Origin of the sequence: Kitasatospora sp. NPDC058162 (assembly GCF_042884005.1) — a bacterium.
Lineage (GTDB): Bacteria > Actinomycetota > Actinomycetes > Streptomycetales > Streptomycetaceae > Kitasatospora.
In genome coordinates this window covers 280849-295859 of record NZ_JBHVUS010000003.1, presented here as the reverse complement: position 1 = coordinate 295859, position 15011 = coordinate 280849, and the positions used below count along the sequence as shown (strand labels likewise).

25 protein-coding genes are annotated in these 15011 nt (G+C 72.1%); 5 read left to right on the top strand and 20 right to left on the bottom strand.

Annotated elements, in window-relative coordinates; translation table 11 throughout:
- Nucleotides 1-159 precede the first annotated feature (159 nt).
- The 18 genes from ACFVXG_RS07750 to ACFVXG_RS07665 form a co-directional block, all read right to left on the bottom strand.
- Nucleotides 160-366, bottom strand: coding sequence for a hypothetical protein (locus tag ACFVXG_RS07750; protein ID WP_387925318.1), 207 nt, complete (start codon nucleotides 364-366; stop codon nucleotides 160-162).
- Nucleotides 367-469: 103 nt separating this feature from the next.
- Nucleotides 470-877, bottom strand: coding sequence for a hypothetical protein (locus tag ACFVXG_RS07745; protein ID WP_387925316.1), 408 nt, complete (start codon nucleotides 875-877; stop codon nucleotides 470-472).
- Nucleotides 878-895: 18 nt separating this feature from the next.
- Nucleotides 896-1891: a DNA cytosine methyltransferase gene (locus ACFVXG_RS07740; RefSeq protein WP_387925314.1), complete on the bottom strand. Its 996-nt coding sequence runs from the start codon at nucleotides 1889-1891 to the stop codon at nucleotides 896-898.
- Nucleotides 1881-2165 (bottom strand): hypothetical protein, encoded by a 285-nt coding sequence (locus ACFVXG_RS07735; protein ID WP_387925312.1) that lies wholly within the window; start codon nucleotides 2163-2165, stop codon nucleotides 1881-1883. The genes ACFVXG_RS07740 and ACFVXG_RS07735 overlap by 11 nt, the downstream gene beginning before the upstream one ends.
- Complete coding sequence (locus tag ACFVXG_RS07730; protein WP_387925310.1) at nucleotides 2162-2374, bottom strand: hypothetical protein; 213 nt, start codon at nucleotides 2372-2374, stop codon at nucleotides 2162-2164. Before ACFVXG_RS07730 ends, ACFVXG_RS07735 begins: the two co-directional genes overlap by 4 nt.
- 11 nt (nucleotides 2375-2385) lie before the next feature.
- A complete protein-coding gene (locus tag ACFVXG_RS07725) occupies nucleotides 2386-2574 on the bottom strand; it encodes a hypothetical protein (RefSeq protein ID WP_387925308.1) in 189 nt (62 codons plus the stop codon).
- Nucleotides 2575-2612: 38 nt separating this feature from the next.
- Nucleotides 2613-2876: a hypothetical protein gene (locus ACFVXG_RS07720; RefSeq protein ID WP_387925307.1), complete on the bottom strand. Its 264-nt coding sequence runs from the start codon at nucleotides 2874-2876 to the stop codon at nucleotides 2613-2615.
- 144 nt (nucleotides 2877-3020) lie between these two features.
- On the bottom strand, nucleotides 3021-5213 hold the full coding sequence (locus tag ACFVXG_RS07715; protein ID WP_387925305.1) for a cell division protein FtsK: 2193 nt from the start codon (nucleotides 5211-5213) through the stop codon (nucleotides 3021-3023).
- A 99-nt stretch (nucleotides 5214-5312) separates the two neighbouring features.
- Nucleotides 5313-5489 carry a hypothetical protein gene (locus ACFVXG_RS07710; RefSeq protein WP_387925304.1) on the bottom strand — a complete coding sequence of 59 codons (177 nt, stop codon included), beginning with the start codon at nucleotides 5487-5489 and terminating at the stop codon, nucleotides 5313-5315.
- An 83-nt stretch (nucleotides 5490-5572) separates the two neighbouring features.
- Nucleotides 5573-5770 (bottom strand): hypothetical protein, encoded by a 198-nt coding sequence (locus ACFVXG_RS07705; protein ID WP_387925302.1) that lies wholly within the window; start codon nucleotides 5768-5770, stop codon nucleotides 5573-5575.
- 45 nt (nucleotides 5771-5815) lie between these two features.
- A complete protein-coding gene (locus ACFVXG_RS07700) occupies nucleotides 5816-6013 on the bottom strand; it encodes a hypothetical protein (RefSeq protein WP_387925301.1) in 198 nt (65 codons plus the stop codon).
- A 22-nt stretch (nucleotides 6014-6035) separates the two neighbouring features.
- Nucleotides 6036-6533 (bottom strand): transcriptional regulator, encoded by a 498-nt coding sequence (locus ACFVXG_RS07695; RefSeq protein ID WP_387925300.1) that lies wholly within the window; start codon nucleotides 6531-6533, stop codon nucleotides 6036-6038.
- A 43-nt stretch (nucleotides 6534-6576) separates the two neighbouring features.
- Nucleotides 6577-6957, bottom strand: coding sequence for an RRQRL motif-containing zinc-binding protein (locus ACFVXG_RS07690; protein WP_387925298.1), 381 nt, complete (start codon nucleotides 6955-6957; stop codon nucleotides 6577-6579).
- 3 nt (nucleotides 6958-6960) lie between these two features.
- On the bottom strand, nucleotides 6961-7302 hold the full coding sequence (locus ACFVXG_RS07685) for a hypothetical protein (RefSeq protein WP_387925296.1): 342 nt from the start codon (nucleotides 7300-7302) through the stop codon (nucleotides 6961-6963).
- The gene (locus tag ACFVXG_RS07680) at nucleotides 7299-8267 is read right to left on the bottom strand and encodes a DUF2637 domain-containing protein (protein WP_387925757.1); all 969 of its coding nucleotides are present in this window, start codon (nucleotides 8265-8267) and stop codon (nucleotides 7299-7301) included. Before ACFVXG_RS07680 ends, ACFVXG_RS07685 begins: the two co-directional genes overlap by 4 nt.
- Nucleotides 8264-8518 (bottom strand): hypothetical protein, encoded by a 255-nt coding sequence (locus ACFVXG_RS07675; RefSeq protein ID WP_387925295.1) that lies wholly within the window; start codon nucleotides 8516-8518, stop codon nucleotides 8264-8266. The genes ACFVXG_RS07680 and ACFVXG_RS07675 overlap by 4 nt, the downstream gene beginning before the upstream one ends.
- Nucleotides 8518-9150, bottom strand: a complete 633-nt coding sequence (locus tag ACFVXG_RS07670; RefSeq protein WP_387925293.1) for a hypothetical protein — start codon at nucleotides 9148-9150, stop codon at nucleotides 8518-8520. The genes ACFVXG_RS07675 and ACFVXG_RS07670 overlap by 1 nt, the downstream gene beginning before the upstream one ends.
- Complete coding sequence (locus tag ACFVXG_RS07665) at nucleotides 9147-9434, bottom strand: hypothetical protein (protein WP_387925291.1); 288 nt, start codon at nucleotides 9432-9434, stop codon at nucleotides 9147-9149. Before ACFVXG_RS07665 ends, ACFVXG_RS07670 begins: the two co-directional genes overlap by 4 nt.
- 449 nt (nucleotides 9435-9883) lie before the next feature.
- Here ACFVXG_RS07665 and ACFVXG_RS07660 point away from each other — a divergent pair, with 449 nt between their 5' ends.
- The 3 genes from ACFVXG_RS07660 (at nucleotide 9884) to ACFVXG_RS07650 (ending at nucleotide 12045) form a co-directional block, all read left to right on the top strand.
- Complete coding sequence (locus tag ACFVXG_RS07660) at nucleotides 9884-10231, top strand: GntR family transcriptional regulator (protein ID WP_387718198.1); 348 nt, start codon at nucleotides 9884-9886, stop codon at nucleotides 10229-10231.
- A 264-nt stretch (nucleotides 10232-10495) separates the two neighbouring features.
- Nucleotides 10496-11497, top strand: a complete 1002-nt coding sequence (locus ACFVXG_RS07655) for an AAA family ATPase (protein WP_387925289.1) — start codon at nucleotides 10496-10498, stop codon at nucleotides 11495-11497.
- 50 nt (nucleotides 11498-11547) lie between these two features.
- Nucleotides 11548-12045 carry a guanylate kinase gene (locus ACFVXG_RS07650; protein WP_387925288.1) on the top strand — a complete coding sequence of 166 codons (498 nt, stop codon included), beginning with the start codon at nucleotides 11548-11550 and terminating at the stop codon, nucleotides 12043-12045.
- A gap of 18 nt (nucleotides 12046-12063) precedes the next feature.
- Here the strand turns inward: ACFVXG_RS07650 and ACFVXG_RS07645 are convergent, their stop codons facing one another.
- Nucleotides 12064-12909, bottom strand: coding sequence for a DUF1932 domain-containing protein (locus tag ACFVXG_RS07645; RefSeq protein WP_387925286.1), 846 nt, complete (start codon nucleotides 12907-12909; stop codon nucleotides 12064-12066).
- Nucleotides 12906-13547, bottom strand: coding sequence for an HAD family hydrolase (locus ACFVXG_RS07640; protein WP_387925285.1), 642 nt, complete (start codon nucleotides 13545-13547; stop codon nucleotides 12906-12908). The genes ACFVXG_RS07645 and ACFVXG_RS07640 overlap by 4 nt, the downstream gene beginning before the upstream one ends.
- Nucleotides 13548-14040: 493 nt before the next feature.
- Between ACFVXG_RS07640 and ACFVXG_RS07635 the strand changes: the two genes are divergently transcribed.
- Complete coding sequence (locus ACFVXG_RS07635; RefSeq protein WP_387925283.1) at nucleotides 14041-14802, top strand: ABC transporter ATP-binding protein; 762 nt, start codon at nucleotides 14041-14043, stop codon at nucleotides 14800-14802.
- 40 nt (nucleotides 14803-14842) lie between these two features.
- Entirely contained in the window at nucleotides 14843-14980 is a 138-nt protein-coding gene (locus ACFVXG_RS07630; protein ID WP_387925281.1) for a hypothetical protein, read from the top strand.
- Nucleotides 14981-15011: the final 31 nt, after the last annotated feature.

The window sequence follows — 15011 nt, the reverse complement described above, 5'->3', positions numbered from 1 at the left end:
GCCGTCGTTGTTCAGCGCGTTCTCGGCGCAGACCTTGTGTGAGGGCCTGCGGTGGTCGTCCCGGAGCGGTGTGGGGCGGCCGCACCAGCGGCAGGGGCGGTCGCCGGTGCGGTCGAAGTGGCGGGCGTCGCGCCAGTCGAGCGGGCCGCCCACCGCGGGTCAGGCCTCGTCGGGGGCGCCGTACTTGGCGTCCCAGCGGTCGAACGCCTCCTGCTGGAGGCGGTCGGCCTTGTTCTCCAGGCGCTTGGTGGACTTGCCGCGGTTCTCGGCGCGGACGATGCGCACGCCGAGCAGGAAGAGGCGGGCGGCGTCGCCGATGTTGTCGGCGCCCATCTGGCGCGGGTCGAGGTAGGTGCGCTTGGCCATGCGAGCCTCCGGGGCTTCGGCGGGGCGGGCTGTCCGTCCCCCGCACCGCCCGCACCCCGCCGAGCGGCGAGGGGCGGGCGGCGCGGTGGTCGGCACAGGCCGCTCAGTCCTCGGCGGGGCCGCAGGCGCAGTTCTCGGGGTCGGCGCCCTGACCGATCCGGCAGGCGCAGTAGACGAGCCCGATCGGGGTTTCGATGGGGTCGCCGCCGGTGCAGCGGTCGCACCGGCCGGGCTGCCAGTCCTCGCCGTCCTCGTCGGGGTCGTCCTCGTCGTCGGGCATGCACCCGCCGCACAGGTACCCGTCCTGGTCGACCAGGGGGATGTGCAGGTGGTCGTCGCAGAAGTAGCCGCCGCAGCCGTGCTCGTCGCCGCCGGGCGTCTCGCCGCACAGGGCGTCCAGGCCACGCCGGATCTCGACGGTGCAGCCCGACTGGTCGCACTCGGCGGCGACCGCGTACCCGGCTTCCACCGCCTGACCGTTGCGGACGATGAGGTAGTGGGCGTAGCCCATGGGTGCCTCCTTGGCTGGTCAGGCGTGGTCGAGGGCGGCGGTGATGAGGTGGTGGGCGAGGCGGGGCGGGACGGCGTTGCCGATCTGCTGGCCGATGTCGCGGGCGGTCCACGGGTGGTCGGCGGGGAAGGACTGCAGGGCGCCGGCCTCGGCCCAGGTGAAGCGGGACTCGGTGCCGTCGTCGGCGAGCACCCGGACGCGGGAGACCTTGCCGGTGACGGTGGCGGACGGCTCGGCGCTGCTGCGTCGTCCCCGGGCCTTGGGGTCGCCGCCGGTGCCGTAGTTGGAGACGACGGTGAACGGGCCGCGCTCGGGCAGGACGCCGCCCATCGCGGCCCAGGGCAGCAGGCGGGGATCACCGGCCGTGCGGGGCGTGCCCTTGGTGTAGGGCCGGTGGGTGGGCGCGGGCAGGGCTGCGGTGCCGGTTCGGCGGGCGATGAGGACGGCGCGTTTGCGGGTCTGGGGGACGCCGTACTGCTCGGCCCGCACGGTTCCGGTGGCGGCGCTGTAGCCCTCGGCCCGCAGGATGGTGGCGTAGGTCTGCCAGACGGGCAGGACGGCCGGGACCTGCTCCAGCACGATCGCCTCGAACGGCCGCCTGGTGTCCAACGCGTCGAGGGCCCACCTCAGCGGTTCGAGGACGAGCCGGATCAGGTCGTCCACCGGGGTGTGGCCGTGGCGGGCGACGGGCTGCCGGGCGGCGAGCCGGTGGGCGAGGGCGACGATGTCGCCCAGGGCCCGGCGTCCGGCTCCGGTGCCGGCCGCGCTGAACGGCTGGCACGGCGGCCCGCCGAACAGCAGGCGGGCGTCGGGGAAGTCGCCGGGCCCGTGGTGGCGTACGTCGTCCTCGATCGTGTCGAGCCCGGCGGCGCGGCGGGTGGCGCACGCGTCCGGGTTCTTCTCGATCCCGGTCACGTGGACGCCCAACTCCCGGGCGGGCAGGTCGAGGCCGCCGACACCGGCGAACAGGTCGACCGCCCGCAGCACGGTGGCGTGCTGGTGATCAGGCCGCACGCCGCACCCGCCCTTCGGGGAACTGGTGGACGGTGGCGAGCGGGGCGGGCTGCTCGGCGGCGGGGGCGGGGGCGCCCTCGCCGCCGTCGGGCGGGGCGGTGTCCGCTCCGGCCACAGCCCGGTGGGCGCGTTCGGCGGCGGACTCGGCGAGGACCTGCATCACGGCGGCGGTGTCGGTGCGGGAGCCGCGCTGGGTGATGAGGGCGGCGGCCCCGAGGACGGTGCCGGGGCCGAAGAGGACGGCGGCGGTGATGGCGGCGGCGGTGGTGCTCACGGGGTACCTCCGGTGCGGGCGGCGTGGGCGAGCAGGTCGACCAGGTCGGCGCCGAGCAGCGCGGCGCGCTGCTCGATCGCGGTCCAGGACTGGGGGTCGATGTGCATGAGGGCGGCGAGGGCCGCGGCCGGGCGCTGGTCGGCGGCGGCGGTGAGGGCTTCGCGCAGGTGGACGGCGGCGAGGGGCCGGATCGCGGCGGGGGCGGTCACGGTGCGGGCCGTCAGTGGTGGTTGACGGCGCTCAGGAGCGCGCCGAGGAGGTCGTTGACGGGTCCGGCCAGGCCGGTGGAGGCGGCGGTGAAGCCGCCGACCCACAGGACGATGGCGGCGCCGAGGGTGACGCGCTTGAGGTAGACCAGGGTGACGGTGGCCAGGCCGAGCAGGCCGGCCAGCGACGCGGTGATGAGCATGCGGGGTCCTTCCGGGGTGGCGTACGGGACGGGGCGGGTCAGTGGCGGGCGTCGTCGCGCAGGCGGCGGGCGCCTTCGGTGGCGCGCAGGGAGTGGTTGTGCAGGCGCCGCCCGAGGCGCAGGCGAAGGCCGCTTCCGTGGCATCGGCGGCAGGCCTGGGGGCGGCGGCGCAGGCGCCCGGGCGCGGTGGCGCCGAAGCCGGAGCACTTGCGGCAGGTCGTGAACGGGCTGACCGCACACAACACGGCATAGCAGAGAGTGACGAGCATGAGGCAGGCGGCAGCGGCGGCGAGGGGGGTCATGAAAGGGGCTCCTGACGGCGGTTTCGGGGTTTCGCGAGGTCAGGGCGCTATCCGCTAGCGTCCTGGTCAGGGCGGTGATGGGGTGCTATCGGGGGTGCTACCGGTAGCAGGGGCTCCCGCTACCGGTAGCACCCCCGATGGGCGTCAGGCGGACCGCTTGTCGTCACGCCGGGTGATGGCGTCGCGGATCGCGGCGAGTTCGACGCCGCGCCGGTTGGTCTGCTTGCCGTCGATGCGGCGCGAGATCTGGACGGTGTCGATGCCGTAGGGCTTGAGGGCCGCGGCGAGCTGGTCGGGCTCCCAGCCGTCGTAGCGGGCGGGGTCGAGCGCGGCGAGGGCTGCGGCCAGGGTCTCGGACCACACCTTCGGCTCGGCGGCGGGCCAGATGTCCAGCAGGTCGTCCAGGATGCCGCTGGTGCTCTGCTCGCGCTGCGGGGCCTCGCCGGCGGCGATCCCGGCGAGGGTGCCGGCGGCGATGCGGGCGGCGCGGGCGCGGTCCATGATGCGGCCGGCGGCGGGGCCGTCGATGTAGAAGGAGCGGACGATCTGCGGGTCGGTGGCGGCGCCGACCAGGTAGCCGATGCCCTTGTCGTTGGCGGTGAAGGTGGTCGCCCGCAGCCCGTTCTTGTAGGCGGAGGTGCCGAGCACCATGTCGTTCTCGGTCTGGCCCATGACGCGCAGGCAGAACCGGATGCCGACGTTGGCGGAGACGCCGCCGGGCAGGGACTTCACGTCCGGGCGCTGGGTGGCCAGCAGCAGGATGACGCCCATGGCGGGGCCGCGCTTGATGATGGCCTCGGACAGCTCCCCGGCCTCCTTGCCGTACTCGGAGTGGGAGTACAGCTCCTGGCACTCGTCGATGATGAGCACCAGCGGGTGCAGCCCCAGGCTGCGGTCGGCGGCGAGTTCGGGGGTGACCTTGTTCTCGGGGCGGCGCTCCTTGGGCAGCGAGCGGATCACCTTGGAGCGGCGCTCCAGCTCCTTGTGGACGTAGCGCAGGGAGTTGACCGTGCCTTCGATGGTCTCGTCGTCCGGGCCGGAGCCGTAGTCGACGGCCACCTTCGCGGCGTCCTCCAGGTCACCGGTGCCCTTGAGTTCCCACACGTGCAGCTCGGCGGTGGGGTCGAGGGCGGCGGCGAGCATCAGCACCCGCAGGGCGAAGGTCTTGCCGAAGCGGGGCATGGCTCCGATCAGCACGTTCGCGAACATCAGCGTCATGTCGACGGTGCGCCCGCGCTGGTCGGTGCCGAACGGCAGCGGCTTGAACAGCGAGGTGGTGCCGCCCTTGGCCAGGGGCCAGGCGGGGGGCTTGGTCTGGGACATGTCCTGGTCGCCGACCCACAGCATCAGGCGTCCGGCGTGCTGGTCGTGGACCGGCTCGGGCCACACACACCCGAGCGGGCGGCGCAGGCCGGAGGCGAGGCGGTCGCGGCGCTCGATGATGTCGATCGCGGTCACGCCGTAGGGCAGGTCGACGTCGGCTCGCCAGCCGGGGCCGTCGCGGGTGATCGGGGCGGGGAAGGTGATGCCCTGCCCGCCCTTGGCCAGGGCCTTGTTGACCTCGGCGATGCCCATCGCGCCGAGCGCCCGCACCACGATGTCCGAGGTCAGGCGCTGGACCTTGGTGGCGACCACCGCGCGGTCGATGAGCGGCTGGTCGGCCTGCCCGCCAGCCACGCCGAGGGCCATGGCCAGGGCGGTGGCGACGGCCAGGGCGGTCCAGCCGGGGGTGGCGACCAGCAGCACCGCGGTGAACGCGGCGCCGATCAGGGAGGCGAGCAGCAGGATCGCGCCCCGGGCGCGGACCCGGGCGTCCCGGCGGCGGGCGAGGATCAGGTACTGGCCGACGTCCTCGGCGCGCACCGCCGCGACCCGCAGCGGCTTGGCCTCGGCGTCGGTCACCCACCGGTAGGCGCCGCCGACCAGGCGCACCGTGCCGCGCGGCGCCCGGCCGAGCAGCTTCGCCCCGTACAGCGGGGAGCGCACGGCGTGGTAGCCGGCGGTGTGGGCGATGTGCGCGCCCAGCCAGCGGGCCCCGGTGGCGAGTTCGTCCTTGGACTTGGCCCAGGCGGGGATGATCGGGCGGCGCTTGGAGCCGCGGGCGGTCGCCCACCGCTCGGCGAGCGCGTCGCCCTTCGGCGCGGCCTGGTCGACGTAGACGGACGGGCTGTCGTCGTCGGCGCTCTCGGTGGCCGGGGCGGGGATGTGGGGGCGGCGCTGGTCGCGGACCTTGTCCAGGTCGACCACGGCGGCGCCGCCCTCGGCGGCCATCTCCGCCGCCAGGCGCTCGAACAGCTCGTCGGCGCCGTCGCCGCCGGGGTTGTGGTGCTGGTTCACTGGGGTTCCTTCCTCACTGCGGTGGTGGTGCGGAAAGGGGCCCGGGGCGGCCGGTTGAGTTTGGCGACCTGGTCGGCCGTCCCGGGTGATGTGGCGGTGTCAGCGCGTCTCGTCGCGCTTGTCGCCGTTCTGGTCGAACAGGCGGGGGTCGGGGCGGCCGGTCCAGATCGTCTTGAGGACGGCGGCCCAGGCGGGCAGCAGCTCGCGGCGCAGGATGCGCACCCCCTCGCGGAAGGTGATGCCGTCCGGCTCGGTCTCGGGCTGGCGGTCGGTCACGGGCGGTGTCTCCCTGGTGTCAGAGGTCCGGCAAGGCCTCGGCGGGCAAGAGACCTGCCGAGCCTGCGAGTTGAGGGGCTCGGTCAGGGGCGGCGCATGGGCAGGGCGTTGCAGGTGGCAGCGTGGGCGCTGGCCTCGGCGAGCAGCACCTCACGGGACCGGATCTCGCGGCTGCGGGTGAGGCAGCCGCCGCACTCCCACCGGTCGGTGATCAGGCCGGACTTGCACTGGACGATGGCGCCGCCGGCGGAGCGGTAGGCGGGCAGCTTGGGCAGGGGCATGGCGGGACTCCTGTGGGTGGTGGTTCGGGTGGAAGGGGGTTGGTGTCAGCGGCCCGTCGGCCGCAGCTCGTGCGCGTGGCACAGGACGGGGGCGATCAGCCAGCCGATCCGGTCGACGGTCCAGCGGCCGTTCGTGAGCGGGCCCGGCTGCACCTCGTCCACGATCCGCCCGGTCCGGCCGGCGGCCCGGGGGTCGTCCTCGCAGGACAGGATCAGCACTTCGTCACCGGCGTTGAAGGTCACGGTGGTCTCCCGTGGGTGTCGGTCAGGCGGAGGCGATGAGGGCGGCGATGGTCTCGAAGGCGTGGTGCCAGGCCTGGTCGAGGGCGTAGGCGCCGGTGCCGAGCGTCGGCGCGTACTTGCCGTTCCTGGTGGTGGGGTAGGCGGGGTGGCCCGGGGTGCCGAGGGCGTAGAAGTCGCCGATCCCGACGGCGTCGGCCAGGCGGCGCAGGGGCTCGCGCCGGTCGGCGACGTAGTGGGTGACGGCACTGAGGGCGAGGGCGGCGGTCACCGGGGCAGGCCGCAGGCGGACGCCGAGCAGGCGGGTGCCGGCCAGCAGGACGGCGGCCTGGGTGGCGGTGTAGGTGGCGACGTGTGCGGCGCAGGCGCGGCGCCCGGCGGCGCTGGACTGCCCGGGGTTGTGGTCGTGGTGGCCCTTGGTGGCGGCCTGGTGACAGGTCTGGACGAAGTGGTCCGCGACGTCGCCGGCGGCGCGGAGCAGGGCGTAGGAGGCGGCGAAACGGGCAGCGCGGACGCTGGTCATGACAGGCTCCAAGAAAGCTGCAGCGCAGGGGAGTTGGGGGATTTCAGGCCGCGATGGGCATGACGTCGGCGCAGGGCAGGCAGGTGCCCAGGTGCGCGGGCAGGACGTAGCCGGCGTCCCTGCCGCAGGCGGGGCAGGCACGGCGGGCGGTGTTCGCGGCGGCAAGCGCCCGGCGGCGCCCCTCGGTCATGGGGCGGACGGGCGCGGCGAGGGTGAGGCGGTAGAGATAGGCGACCCGGGGGCCCGCCTTCGAGCGGCGGGAGCGCCACATGATCTGTGCGGCGATGTCCTGCCCGTTCGGGCGCAGGCCGCGTGCGCGGAGCTGTCGGCGGGTGAGCAGGCCGGCCGGGGCCATCCTCCACGGGTAGGTGGGGATGCCCCCGAACCGCTCGCCCTGCGGGTCCCAGAACCGGGGCCGGGCCACCGGTCAGGCCCAGGTGGTGGCGGGTTCGGGCAGGTCGTAGAAGCCGTACAGCGCGACGGGCACGCCGTAGGCCGTGCCGGTGACGACGAGCCAGGCCGTGGTGCCTCCGAGGCTGTGCTTGTGGTCGACGTCGGCGGGGTTCAGGTCGAGGGCGGCGCGCCACTGCTCGAACCCGCTGAGGTCGCCGTACATGGTCAGGTGCACGCCCCACTGGTAGGACGCGTCGGGCGCCTGCAGTTCCTGCAGCATGACGCCCGGCGCGGGCCGGTCGGCGTGCCGGGTGAGGATGGCCAGCAGGGCACTGGCGGCGCCGATCTGGCCGGTGGCGGTCTTTTCGATGCTCACGATGCCTGCTCCTCGGGGGAGTTGGGGATGTCGGGGGTGGTGTCGTCCGTGGCTTCGGCGGCCGGGGCCGGGTCGGGCACGGCGTGCAGTGCGGGGCGCTCCGCCTCGTCGGTGACGGCGGTCGGGGCGGCGCGCTCGGCGGTGAGGGTGGCGCGCAGGAGTCGGGCGTTCTTGGCCGAGGTGCGGACCGTGGTGCGGATCCGGTCGGCGGTCAGCTCGGCGTCCGGCCAGTCGGCGGTGGCCGACCGCGCCTGGTTGAGCAGTTCGTCGGCCGTGCGCTTGGGTCGGGTGGTCCGGGCGGCCGTCGGGACGGTGCCGGTCGACCGGCGCGGCCGGGCCGCCGCCGGAGCGGTCGGCTTGCGGGTCGGCTCGGCGGGCGCCTGCTCGGCCGGGATGGCGGTCGGCTCGGCGACCGGCACCGTCGGCGCGGGGGTGAGCGCCGGGTCGGGCGACTGCCATACCGACTCGGTCTGCTCGGCGTTGCCGGGTTCGTGCAGGTCAGACACCGACCGATTCGTCATGCTCTCGGGCGTTTTGTCGGTCTTGGGCTTGGCGTGCAGGACCTTGGCGACCAGGTCCGACCCGAAGTAGATCGACCCGACCGGAAGGCTGCTGGCGAGCAGGACCAGGGCCCAGTGCGCGGGCGCCCACTCGGCCAGTCGGGTCCGGCCGCCGCCGTGCAGAGTCGGCACCAGGCCGTGGACGTAGTTGAGCACCAGCGAGGCGGCCGTGTAGCCGGCCAGCACCCGCAGCGCGAACCGTCGGTCGGCATCGGTTAGCACCAGGGCGACGACCAGGGCCAGCGCCATCAGCCCGTCCACCACCAGCGGGTAGACGGTCGCGGCAGTCGGGTCGGCGCCGATCGCCGACGCGATGTCGCGCAGTGCGTTCCAGGAGACCCGGAACGCCATCGCGGCGACGGCCAGCAGGCCGACGATGAGCCAGAACTTCCCGGCCCGGCTCACCTGCGCCACCCCCGCTTCGGTTTGTCGCCGTCGGTGGTGAACCCGGCGTATCCGTCCTCCGGCGGGTCGACCGGGCCGTAGAGGGTCTGGGCGACGATCGCGGCCACCCCGAGCCCGGAGGTCACGGCGGCGGCCGTGGTCAGGTCCGCGTCGTGGGCGATCGAGGACGCGAGCCCGATCGCGGTGGAGAGCTTGCGGTCGTCGGGCATCGCCAGCGCGACGCGGTCGGCGGCCTTGCGCAGGAACCCCATCACGCGCCCTCGCCCAGGGCGAGCCCGGTGACGGCGGCGGCCTGCGCTCCGGTGAGCGTCCCGCGCTGGTTCAGGGCGTCGGCGAGGGCCGTCACCTGCTCCCAGAGGCCGTGCAGCCACATGTCGACGTGGTCGTGCAGGGCCGCCAGGTCGGCGGTCGGGTCGCAGCTGACCCCGTAGGTCAAGCCGCCGGGGCGAGCGGGGCGCACGCACTGATCGATGACGGACCGATCCTGGGCGGCGAGGATCTCGACCACCCACGCGCGCTCCGGGCTCCACAGCCCCTTCTCGCGCAGCCAGCGATCCTGAGCCCGCTCCCCGGCGGCGCTGACCAACAGGACGTTGCGCATCGGCGTGATCTGGCCCGGCTCGTAGGAGGTGCGGCCGGCGGCGGTGCCCTCCTCGCGACCGAGGTTGTCGGCGACGGAGACTGACGTGAGCCGCGTGCCGAGGTGGAGCGCCAGGACGGCGTGGCCAGCCTCGTGGATCGCGACGGCCTTCCTCAGCAGCGGGTCCGGCAGGTCGAGGATGCGGTAGGCGGTCGTCGGCCGGTCCAGCAGCGGCTTGGGCTGGCGCGTGGTCAGCCCGAACTCGTAGTTGACGTGCCAGGCGGTGTTGAGGGTGGTGGTCACGCCGCCACCCCCGAACGCGGACGGCGCCCGGCGGGGCGGTTGCGGTGCAGCGGGACGGGGGCGGTCCGCAGCAGCTCGGCCGCGATCTCGGCCGACTCCACGTCCGTCTCCCACAGCTCCGCCAGCACCTCACGGGCCACGTCCGTGCGGGCCCGGTAGCCGTCCGAGCTCTCGCCGACCACGCCGCCGAACAGCGACCCGAACGGGTCGTTGTCGACGCCGAGCGCCAGCTCAACGAACTCCAGGGCCGAACCGGCCCGTTGACCTGCAACAATCGAACTCACGGGTTCACCTCTTCATCGTTGGGTGAGTGGACCCGGTAGGGCCGCCGCGCGCCCGGCCAAGGAATGCGCGGCGGCCCGTTCTTCGGGCCCAGCCACTCGTGATGTCACGAGCAGCCATGGCCCCCGACCCGCCACAGGCGGCACGGATCGGGGACCAAAGACACTCGTTCTTGATCAGCACACTGTTGAGTTCTCAAGGAACTGCGATCCGAGCAGCTCGCAGGGCGCGCGGCTGAGCCGCCTTCCCCCGACATCTGCGGGTCGCATTTGCACAGGTCATGCAGGAATAGCGAGGCCAGAGAACTTTGCTCTCTCTGTCGCACAGTTCAACTGTGAGGCAGAGAGGGCAGAGTTGGCAAGTCCATCGGCCGAGCGACATACGGAAGCATTGGTTCCGGCCGGTGAGTGCGGCACTATGAGGCAGAGACGCAGAGGGATGTGGAGAGTTGATGGTCGAGTGGACCGGAGAGAAGTCCGCCTATCGGCAGGTGGCGGACGACCTTTGCGCGCGAATCGCTGCCGGTGAGTTCGCCACCAGCGGGCGGATCCCGTCGCTGGCGGCGATCCGAACGGAGTACGAGGTGACGCAGACCGTCGCGCGGGCGGCTGTGACGCACCTGAAAGAGGCAGGGCTGGTGGTGAGTCACCAGGGCAAGGCGGCGTTCCTGGCGCCGGATGCCGCGACCAGGGCCGGCGTGATGGCCGGGGATGCCGAGGGGCTGCGGCGGGAACTGGCGGAGGTTCGAGAGGAGCTCCGCGCGCTGGTTGCCCGAGTAGTGGAGCTTGAGGCCAAGTGATGGCCAGGCGGGGGGATCAGGGGATCGCGGGTTCGCCGCGGTCCCCTCACTGCATATCGGGGCGGTTGGCTCCGCATTGTTTCCTCCTCGGTGATGCGAACTGAGATCAGTTCACACCTGCCGCCAGGGGATCGGTATCACGGAGCCTTACCGGTATTCGGCTACATGCCTTTACACGAGTACTATCACGACTTCTATCACGATTTTCAGGTGACTCAACGAGCCGCTACACTCGCGGCACGAGCAGTTTCCTAGGAGGGGAATATGGCTCGGCAGCGCCCAGATTGGAATCCGGCAGTTCTAAAAGAGGTCAGGGAGTCTCACACCCTGACTCTTGAGGAAGTCGGTGAGAAATTGCGGGAAATCGGCGAGCGGCACAAGTTCAGCCTTGCGGCCAACTTTCAGACGGTCTGGGCGCACGAGAAGGGGACAGCGTTCCCGCGCCCCGACTATCGCCGGGCCTACTGCATTCTCTACCGCCTGAATGAGGCGGAACTGGGCTTCCGCCGGGCTCTCCCCGGAGAGGTCGCTACGGTGCCCAGTCAGCGTTCAGTAGAGTCCGCCCCCGACTTGGCCGAGACCATCCGCGAGGCCCTTGGTAGCTTGCGCGAGGGCGCGGACGGGGTCGATGCCGAGGCGTTCCGCAGCCGCATCGTGGAAGAGTGGAAGCGCCGGGCGGGTGGCGATGACGCCGGGCCGGTCGTCCTTCTGGTTGGCGGATATGCCGGTTCCGGAAAGTCGGAGTATGCCAAATTCATCGGCCGCCTCACTGGATGGCCAATTCTCGACAAGGATTCGCTGACCCGGCCGCTGGTTGACCAGCTCCTGCTGGCTCTCGGCGGCGAGGCAAACGATCGGAGTTCCGACCTCTATCGCGAGAAGGTGAGGCCGCTCGAATATCGCTGCCTCATGGAGGCTGCCTGGGACAACCTGAATTGTGGGACTTCCGTAATTCTTGACGCGCCGTTCCTCGCGGAGTTCTCGCAAGCGGACTGGATGCAGCGCTTCTACAACCGGTGCAAGGCGAAGCGGGTCGCCGTGGCGGCGATATGGGTCGAATGTGACCCCGAGTCGATGAGGGAGTACATCGAGTTCCGGGGTGCGGCGCGGGACATGTGGAAGATGGAGGCGTGGGAGGACTATCTGGCCACGGTCGATCTGAAGCTCAGGCCGGCCGGTCCCCACTTCGTCGTGGACAACCGCCTCGGCGCGGCCGTCGCCGCTGCCGACCAGGCCCGCGACGCGCTGAGCGGGGGCGGGCTGTGACCGCCCGAGGCCTCATCCTCTACGGGCCGCCGGCAGCTGGGAAAGACACGGTGACGCGGGCACTCCAAGAGGTCGGGGACTACCAGCTGTTCTCCAGGCTCAAGGTCGGCGCCGGGAAGTCCGAGGGGTACCGGATGGGCACTCCCGGGCAGCTGGCCGAGCTGGAGTCGGCGGGTGACGTCATCTACCAGAACTGCCGGTACGGGAACACCTACGTCATCGACCGCCCAGGCATGGATGCCGCGTTCGGGGCTGGGACTCCGGTCGTGCACCTGGGGCAGATCGACGGCATCGCCGCCCTGGTCAGGGGCTATCCGGCGGACTGGGCCGTTGTACTCCTCTGGTGCGGACGAGAGGTGACCGCGGCTCGCTCGGCCAGCCGGGGGGACCAAGACACCGAGGCTCGCCTGAGTGCCTGGGACGCGACTCAGGCTGATGTTGAGGCGCACCCTGACCAGGTGTGGGATCTGTCGGTGGACACCAGTGCAGTGGACCCGGTGGAGACTGCCCGGCTGGTCGATGCGCTTCTCTCGGGCGGTGGCCGGTAGCGGCCGGGACGACAGCTTCTACGGGCGGGCAAGGCGGTCAAGGGCCTCGCCGGGCGTCAGCTCGGCGAGGTCTTTACTGTCCTCCCACCGGGCGAGCGTCTCCGACACGGCACGCAGCACCTCGTCAGGCAGCCCAACGGCGGACAGCATGTCGGCAGCCTCGTCCAGCTCTGGACCCCAACGCCACGCTCGGGCAGCGGTCTTGGCGATGTACTCGGTCTCCACCAGGTAGCTGCCCTGCCGCTTGCCCGCGACGTCGAGCAGCGCGTCGTCCACGCCGTGAGCGCGTGCCGCGCCGAAGGCGATCGCGGCGAGCACGCGGGACGCCTTCTGGTACGAGCTGTACGCCAGCTTCAGAGCTGACGCCTGCCCGATCTCCCTCCCTAGGAGGGGAGTTGCCACCGCGCCTCCGGCGAACAGCCCTTCCACCATCGAGACGGCGTCGGATGGGCCGGAGAGGTACAACCGGGTCCGCTTCCCGTTGATGGGCGGGGATCCGATGACCGCGCCATCAACTACGGCTTGGGCGGACTTGCCCAACAGCACGGCGATGCGAGCCATCCGTTCAGGGTTGATGGCATTGGCCTCCACGTAGACGCCGGCGTACCGACGCTCGGCGACGGAATGCGCCACCTGCTCGGCAGCAGCCGGCGGGCAGAGGCTGAGGATGACGTGTGCCTGCTCCACCAGCTCGTCCAAACTGCTGACGGGCTCCAGCTCGGCCCGCTCGGCCCGGGCTGTGGTGGCCGCACTGCGACCTGTCGGGCACCAAAGCACCCGTGCGGCGTTCGGCCGTGCGCAAGCGGCCACCGCAGCACCCATGCTTCCGGGGTGGACGATGCCAACGATCGGCTTGATGGTCATCGTGGATTCTCCGGGAGTCCGAGCAGAAAGTCCGCCGCATCGGCGACGGTGGGTGCGATGTGGTCGGGGGTGAGTCCGGGCGTGGCCCAGGCGGCGCCGGCCGAGACCCAGACCGTTCGCAGCCCGGCGGCACTGGCCCCGCCGATGTCCGTCACCGGGTTGTCCCCGACCATCCACGCGGCGGTATGAGGCTCGAAGCCGCAGCGCGAGGCGGCCGTCCGGAACGCCTTGGGATCTGGCTTACGGGCTCCGGCTTCCTCGGAGATGCACACCGCATCTACGTGGTCCAGGATGCCTGCCGCAGTGAGCTTGGCCCGCTGAATGTCCGTCGCGCCGTTGGTCAGCACGCCCACCGTCCACCCGGCGGCCCGGAGCAGGTCGAGGCGGACCAGGATCTCCGAGTCGCACGTGACCTTCGCGGCCAGCCCGACCACGTAGGCCTCCCACAGTTCTGCCGCGGACTCGGCCAGACCGAGGGTTGTGCGCAACGCCTCGAAGGTCTCCGGCAGTGCCCGGTCCCGTAGCGAATCGGTCAACGCCTGCGCGGCCGCTGGTGCCAGGTGCCGATCGACACTGAAGTCCGCAGCCCACGCGGTCACCGCATCGCGCCGGTTGATCAGCGTGTCGTCGAGGTCCATGAGAACGAGCCTGCCCATGGCGGCGACCCTATCGACCGTGGGACAGGCACGCGACGCCGCGCACCTGCCCCCCGTGCCACAGTCGTGCCAGGACGGGCGGGGAACCACGGGGAATCACGGACGGCGGCGGTGAGAACTCGGGGTGGAGCCCCAGCACCGCTTCGGCGCAGGTCAGGGCACGTAAGCGACAACTGTGCTCCTAAAGCCGGTGTCGCAGGTTCGAATCCTGCCTGGGGCACAACAGCACCGCAGCTCACAGGCCCTCCCCCCACCCCGGGGCGGAGGGCCTGCGGCATTCCCGCCCCCAGCCCCTGTACCCGACCCGCCGTGCCCCGGTCGCCGACGCTCCGACCGAACGAGGCGTTCAGCCGGGTTCCGTTTCGGAATACCCGCCTTCGTTTGTGCTCGGAGGGTAGGGGAAACCTCCGGTCGCCGCAGTGGAATTGCGATTTGGCGCCGCAATATGGTGAAGGCCATGGGGGTGGATGTTGGAATGGCTGTTCTTCGGGCCGAAGGCGTGGGGAAGAACTACGGCGGCACGTGGGTCCTCCAGGACTGCGGGTTCGCATTGCCGGAGGGGTCCGTCACGGCGCTGGTCGGGTTGAACGGGGCCGGAAAGTCCACGTTGCTGCGGCTGATCGCGGGGCTGGACCGGAGCAGTGCGGGCGGCATCGAGATCGCCGGGCGGGAAGTGGTCTTCGGCGAGCCGCCGGCGGTGTCGTACCTGTCGCAGGAGCGGCCGCTGTACCGGGCGCTGCGGGTGCGGGAGATCCTCGGGTACGCGGCCGCGCTGAACGAGGGCTTCGACGCCAAGCTGGCCCGGGAGTGGCTGGACGCCTTCGGGATCCCGTTGGCCCGGCGCTGCCAGGACCTCTCCGGCGGGCAGCACACCCAGGTCGCGCTCGCGGTGGCGCTGGCCAAGCGGTCGCCGCTCGTGGTGCTCGACGAGCCGATGGCCGACCTGGACCCGCTCGCCCGGGAGGACGTCTCGCGACGGTTGCGGGAGATCGCCGCCACCACCGGGCGCTCCTTCCTGCTCTCCTCCCACGTGATCGGCGACCTGGAACCGGTCTGCGACCGGCTGTTGGTGCTCGCCCACGGGCGGATCGTGCTGGACGGGCCGGTCGACGGCCTCGCCGACCGGGTGCGGGCCGAGGGCGGCACCGTGCCGGCGACGGCCACGCTCACCGAGATCGTGCTCGGCACCCTCCGCGGTGCCCAGGCCGGGGCGTTCGCGCCGCGGCATGCCGACTGACCCCCGTACGGTCGACCGACTTCCGAAAGGCAGCGCTCCCATGTTCCGGCACACCGTCCGGCTCGACCGGTTGCCCCTGGCGGTCACCGTCGTCGCGCTGGCGCTCTACCTGCCGTCCAGCCTCTACGAGGTGTCCAGCCGGCCGGGCAGCGGCATGACCGAGGGCCTGGCGCCATAGGGTCCGTCTTCGAACTCCCGCCTGCGGGCCG

What these genes read in the sequence shown, in the direction of transcription:
- ACFVXG_RS07675 (WP_387925295.1), bottom strand. Translation starts at nt 8,518, where the DNA reads ATGGGGTTCCTGCGCAAGGCCGCCGACCGCGTCGCGCTGGCGATGCCC.
- ACFVXG_RS07635 (WP_387925283.1), top strand. Translation starts at nt 14,041, where the DNA reads ATGGCTGTTCTTCGGGCCGAAGGCGTGGGGAAGAACTACGGCGGCACG.
- ACFVXG_RS07705 (WP_387925302.1), bottom strand. Translation starts at nt 5,770, where the DNA reads ATGCCCCTGCCCAAGCTGCCCGCCTACCGCTCCGCCGGCGGCGCCATC.
- ACFVXG_RS07695 (WP_387925300.1), bottom strand. Translation starts at nt 6,533, where the DNA reads ATGACCAGCGTCCGCGCTGCCCGTTTCGCCGCCTCCTACGCCCTGCTC.
- ACFVXG_RS07640 (WP_387925285.1), bottom strand. Translation starts at nt 13,547, where the DNA reads ATGGACCTCGACGACACGCTGATCAACCGGCGCGATGCGGTGACCGCG.
- ACFVXG_RS07645 (WP_387925286.1), bottom strand. Translation starts at nt 12,909, where the DNA reads ATGACCATCAAGCCGATCGTTGGCATCGTCCACCCCGGAAGCATGGGT.
- ACFVXG_RS07725 (WP_387925308.1), bottom strand. Translation starts at nt 2,574, where the DNA reads ATGCTCATCACCGCGTCGCTGGCCGGCCTGCTCGGCCTGGCCACCGTC.
- ACFVXG_RS07720 (WP_387925307.1), bottom strand. Translation starts at nt 2,876, where the DNA reads ATGACCCCCCTCGCCGCCGCTGCCGCCTGCCTCATGCTCGTCACTCTC.
- ACFVXG_RS07660 (WP_387718198.1), top strand. Translation starts at nt 9,884, where the DNA reads ATGGTCGAGTGGACCGGAGAGAAGTCCGCCTATCGGCAGGTGGCGGAC.
- ACFVXG_RS07655 (WP_387925289.1), top strand. Translation starts at nt 10,496, where the DNA reads ATGGCTCGGCAGCGCCCAGATTGGAATCCGGCAGTTCTAAAAGAGGTC.
- ACFVXG_RS07630 (WP_387925281.1), top strand. Translation starts at nt 14,843, where the DNA reads ATGTTCCGGCACACCGTCCGGCTCGACCGGTTGCCCCTGGCGGTCACC.
- ACFVXG_RS07750 (WP_387925318.1), bottom strand. Translation starts at nt 366, where the DNA reads ATGGCCAAGCGCACCTACCTCGACCCGCGCCAGATGGGCGCCGACAAC.
- ACFVXG_RS07745 (WP_387925316.1), bottom strand. Translation starts at nt 877, where the DNA reads ATGGGCTACGCCCACTACCTCATCGTCCGCAACGGTCAGGCGGTGGAA.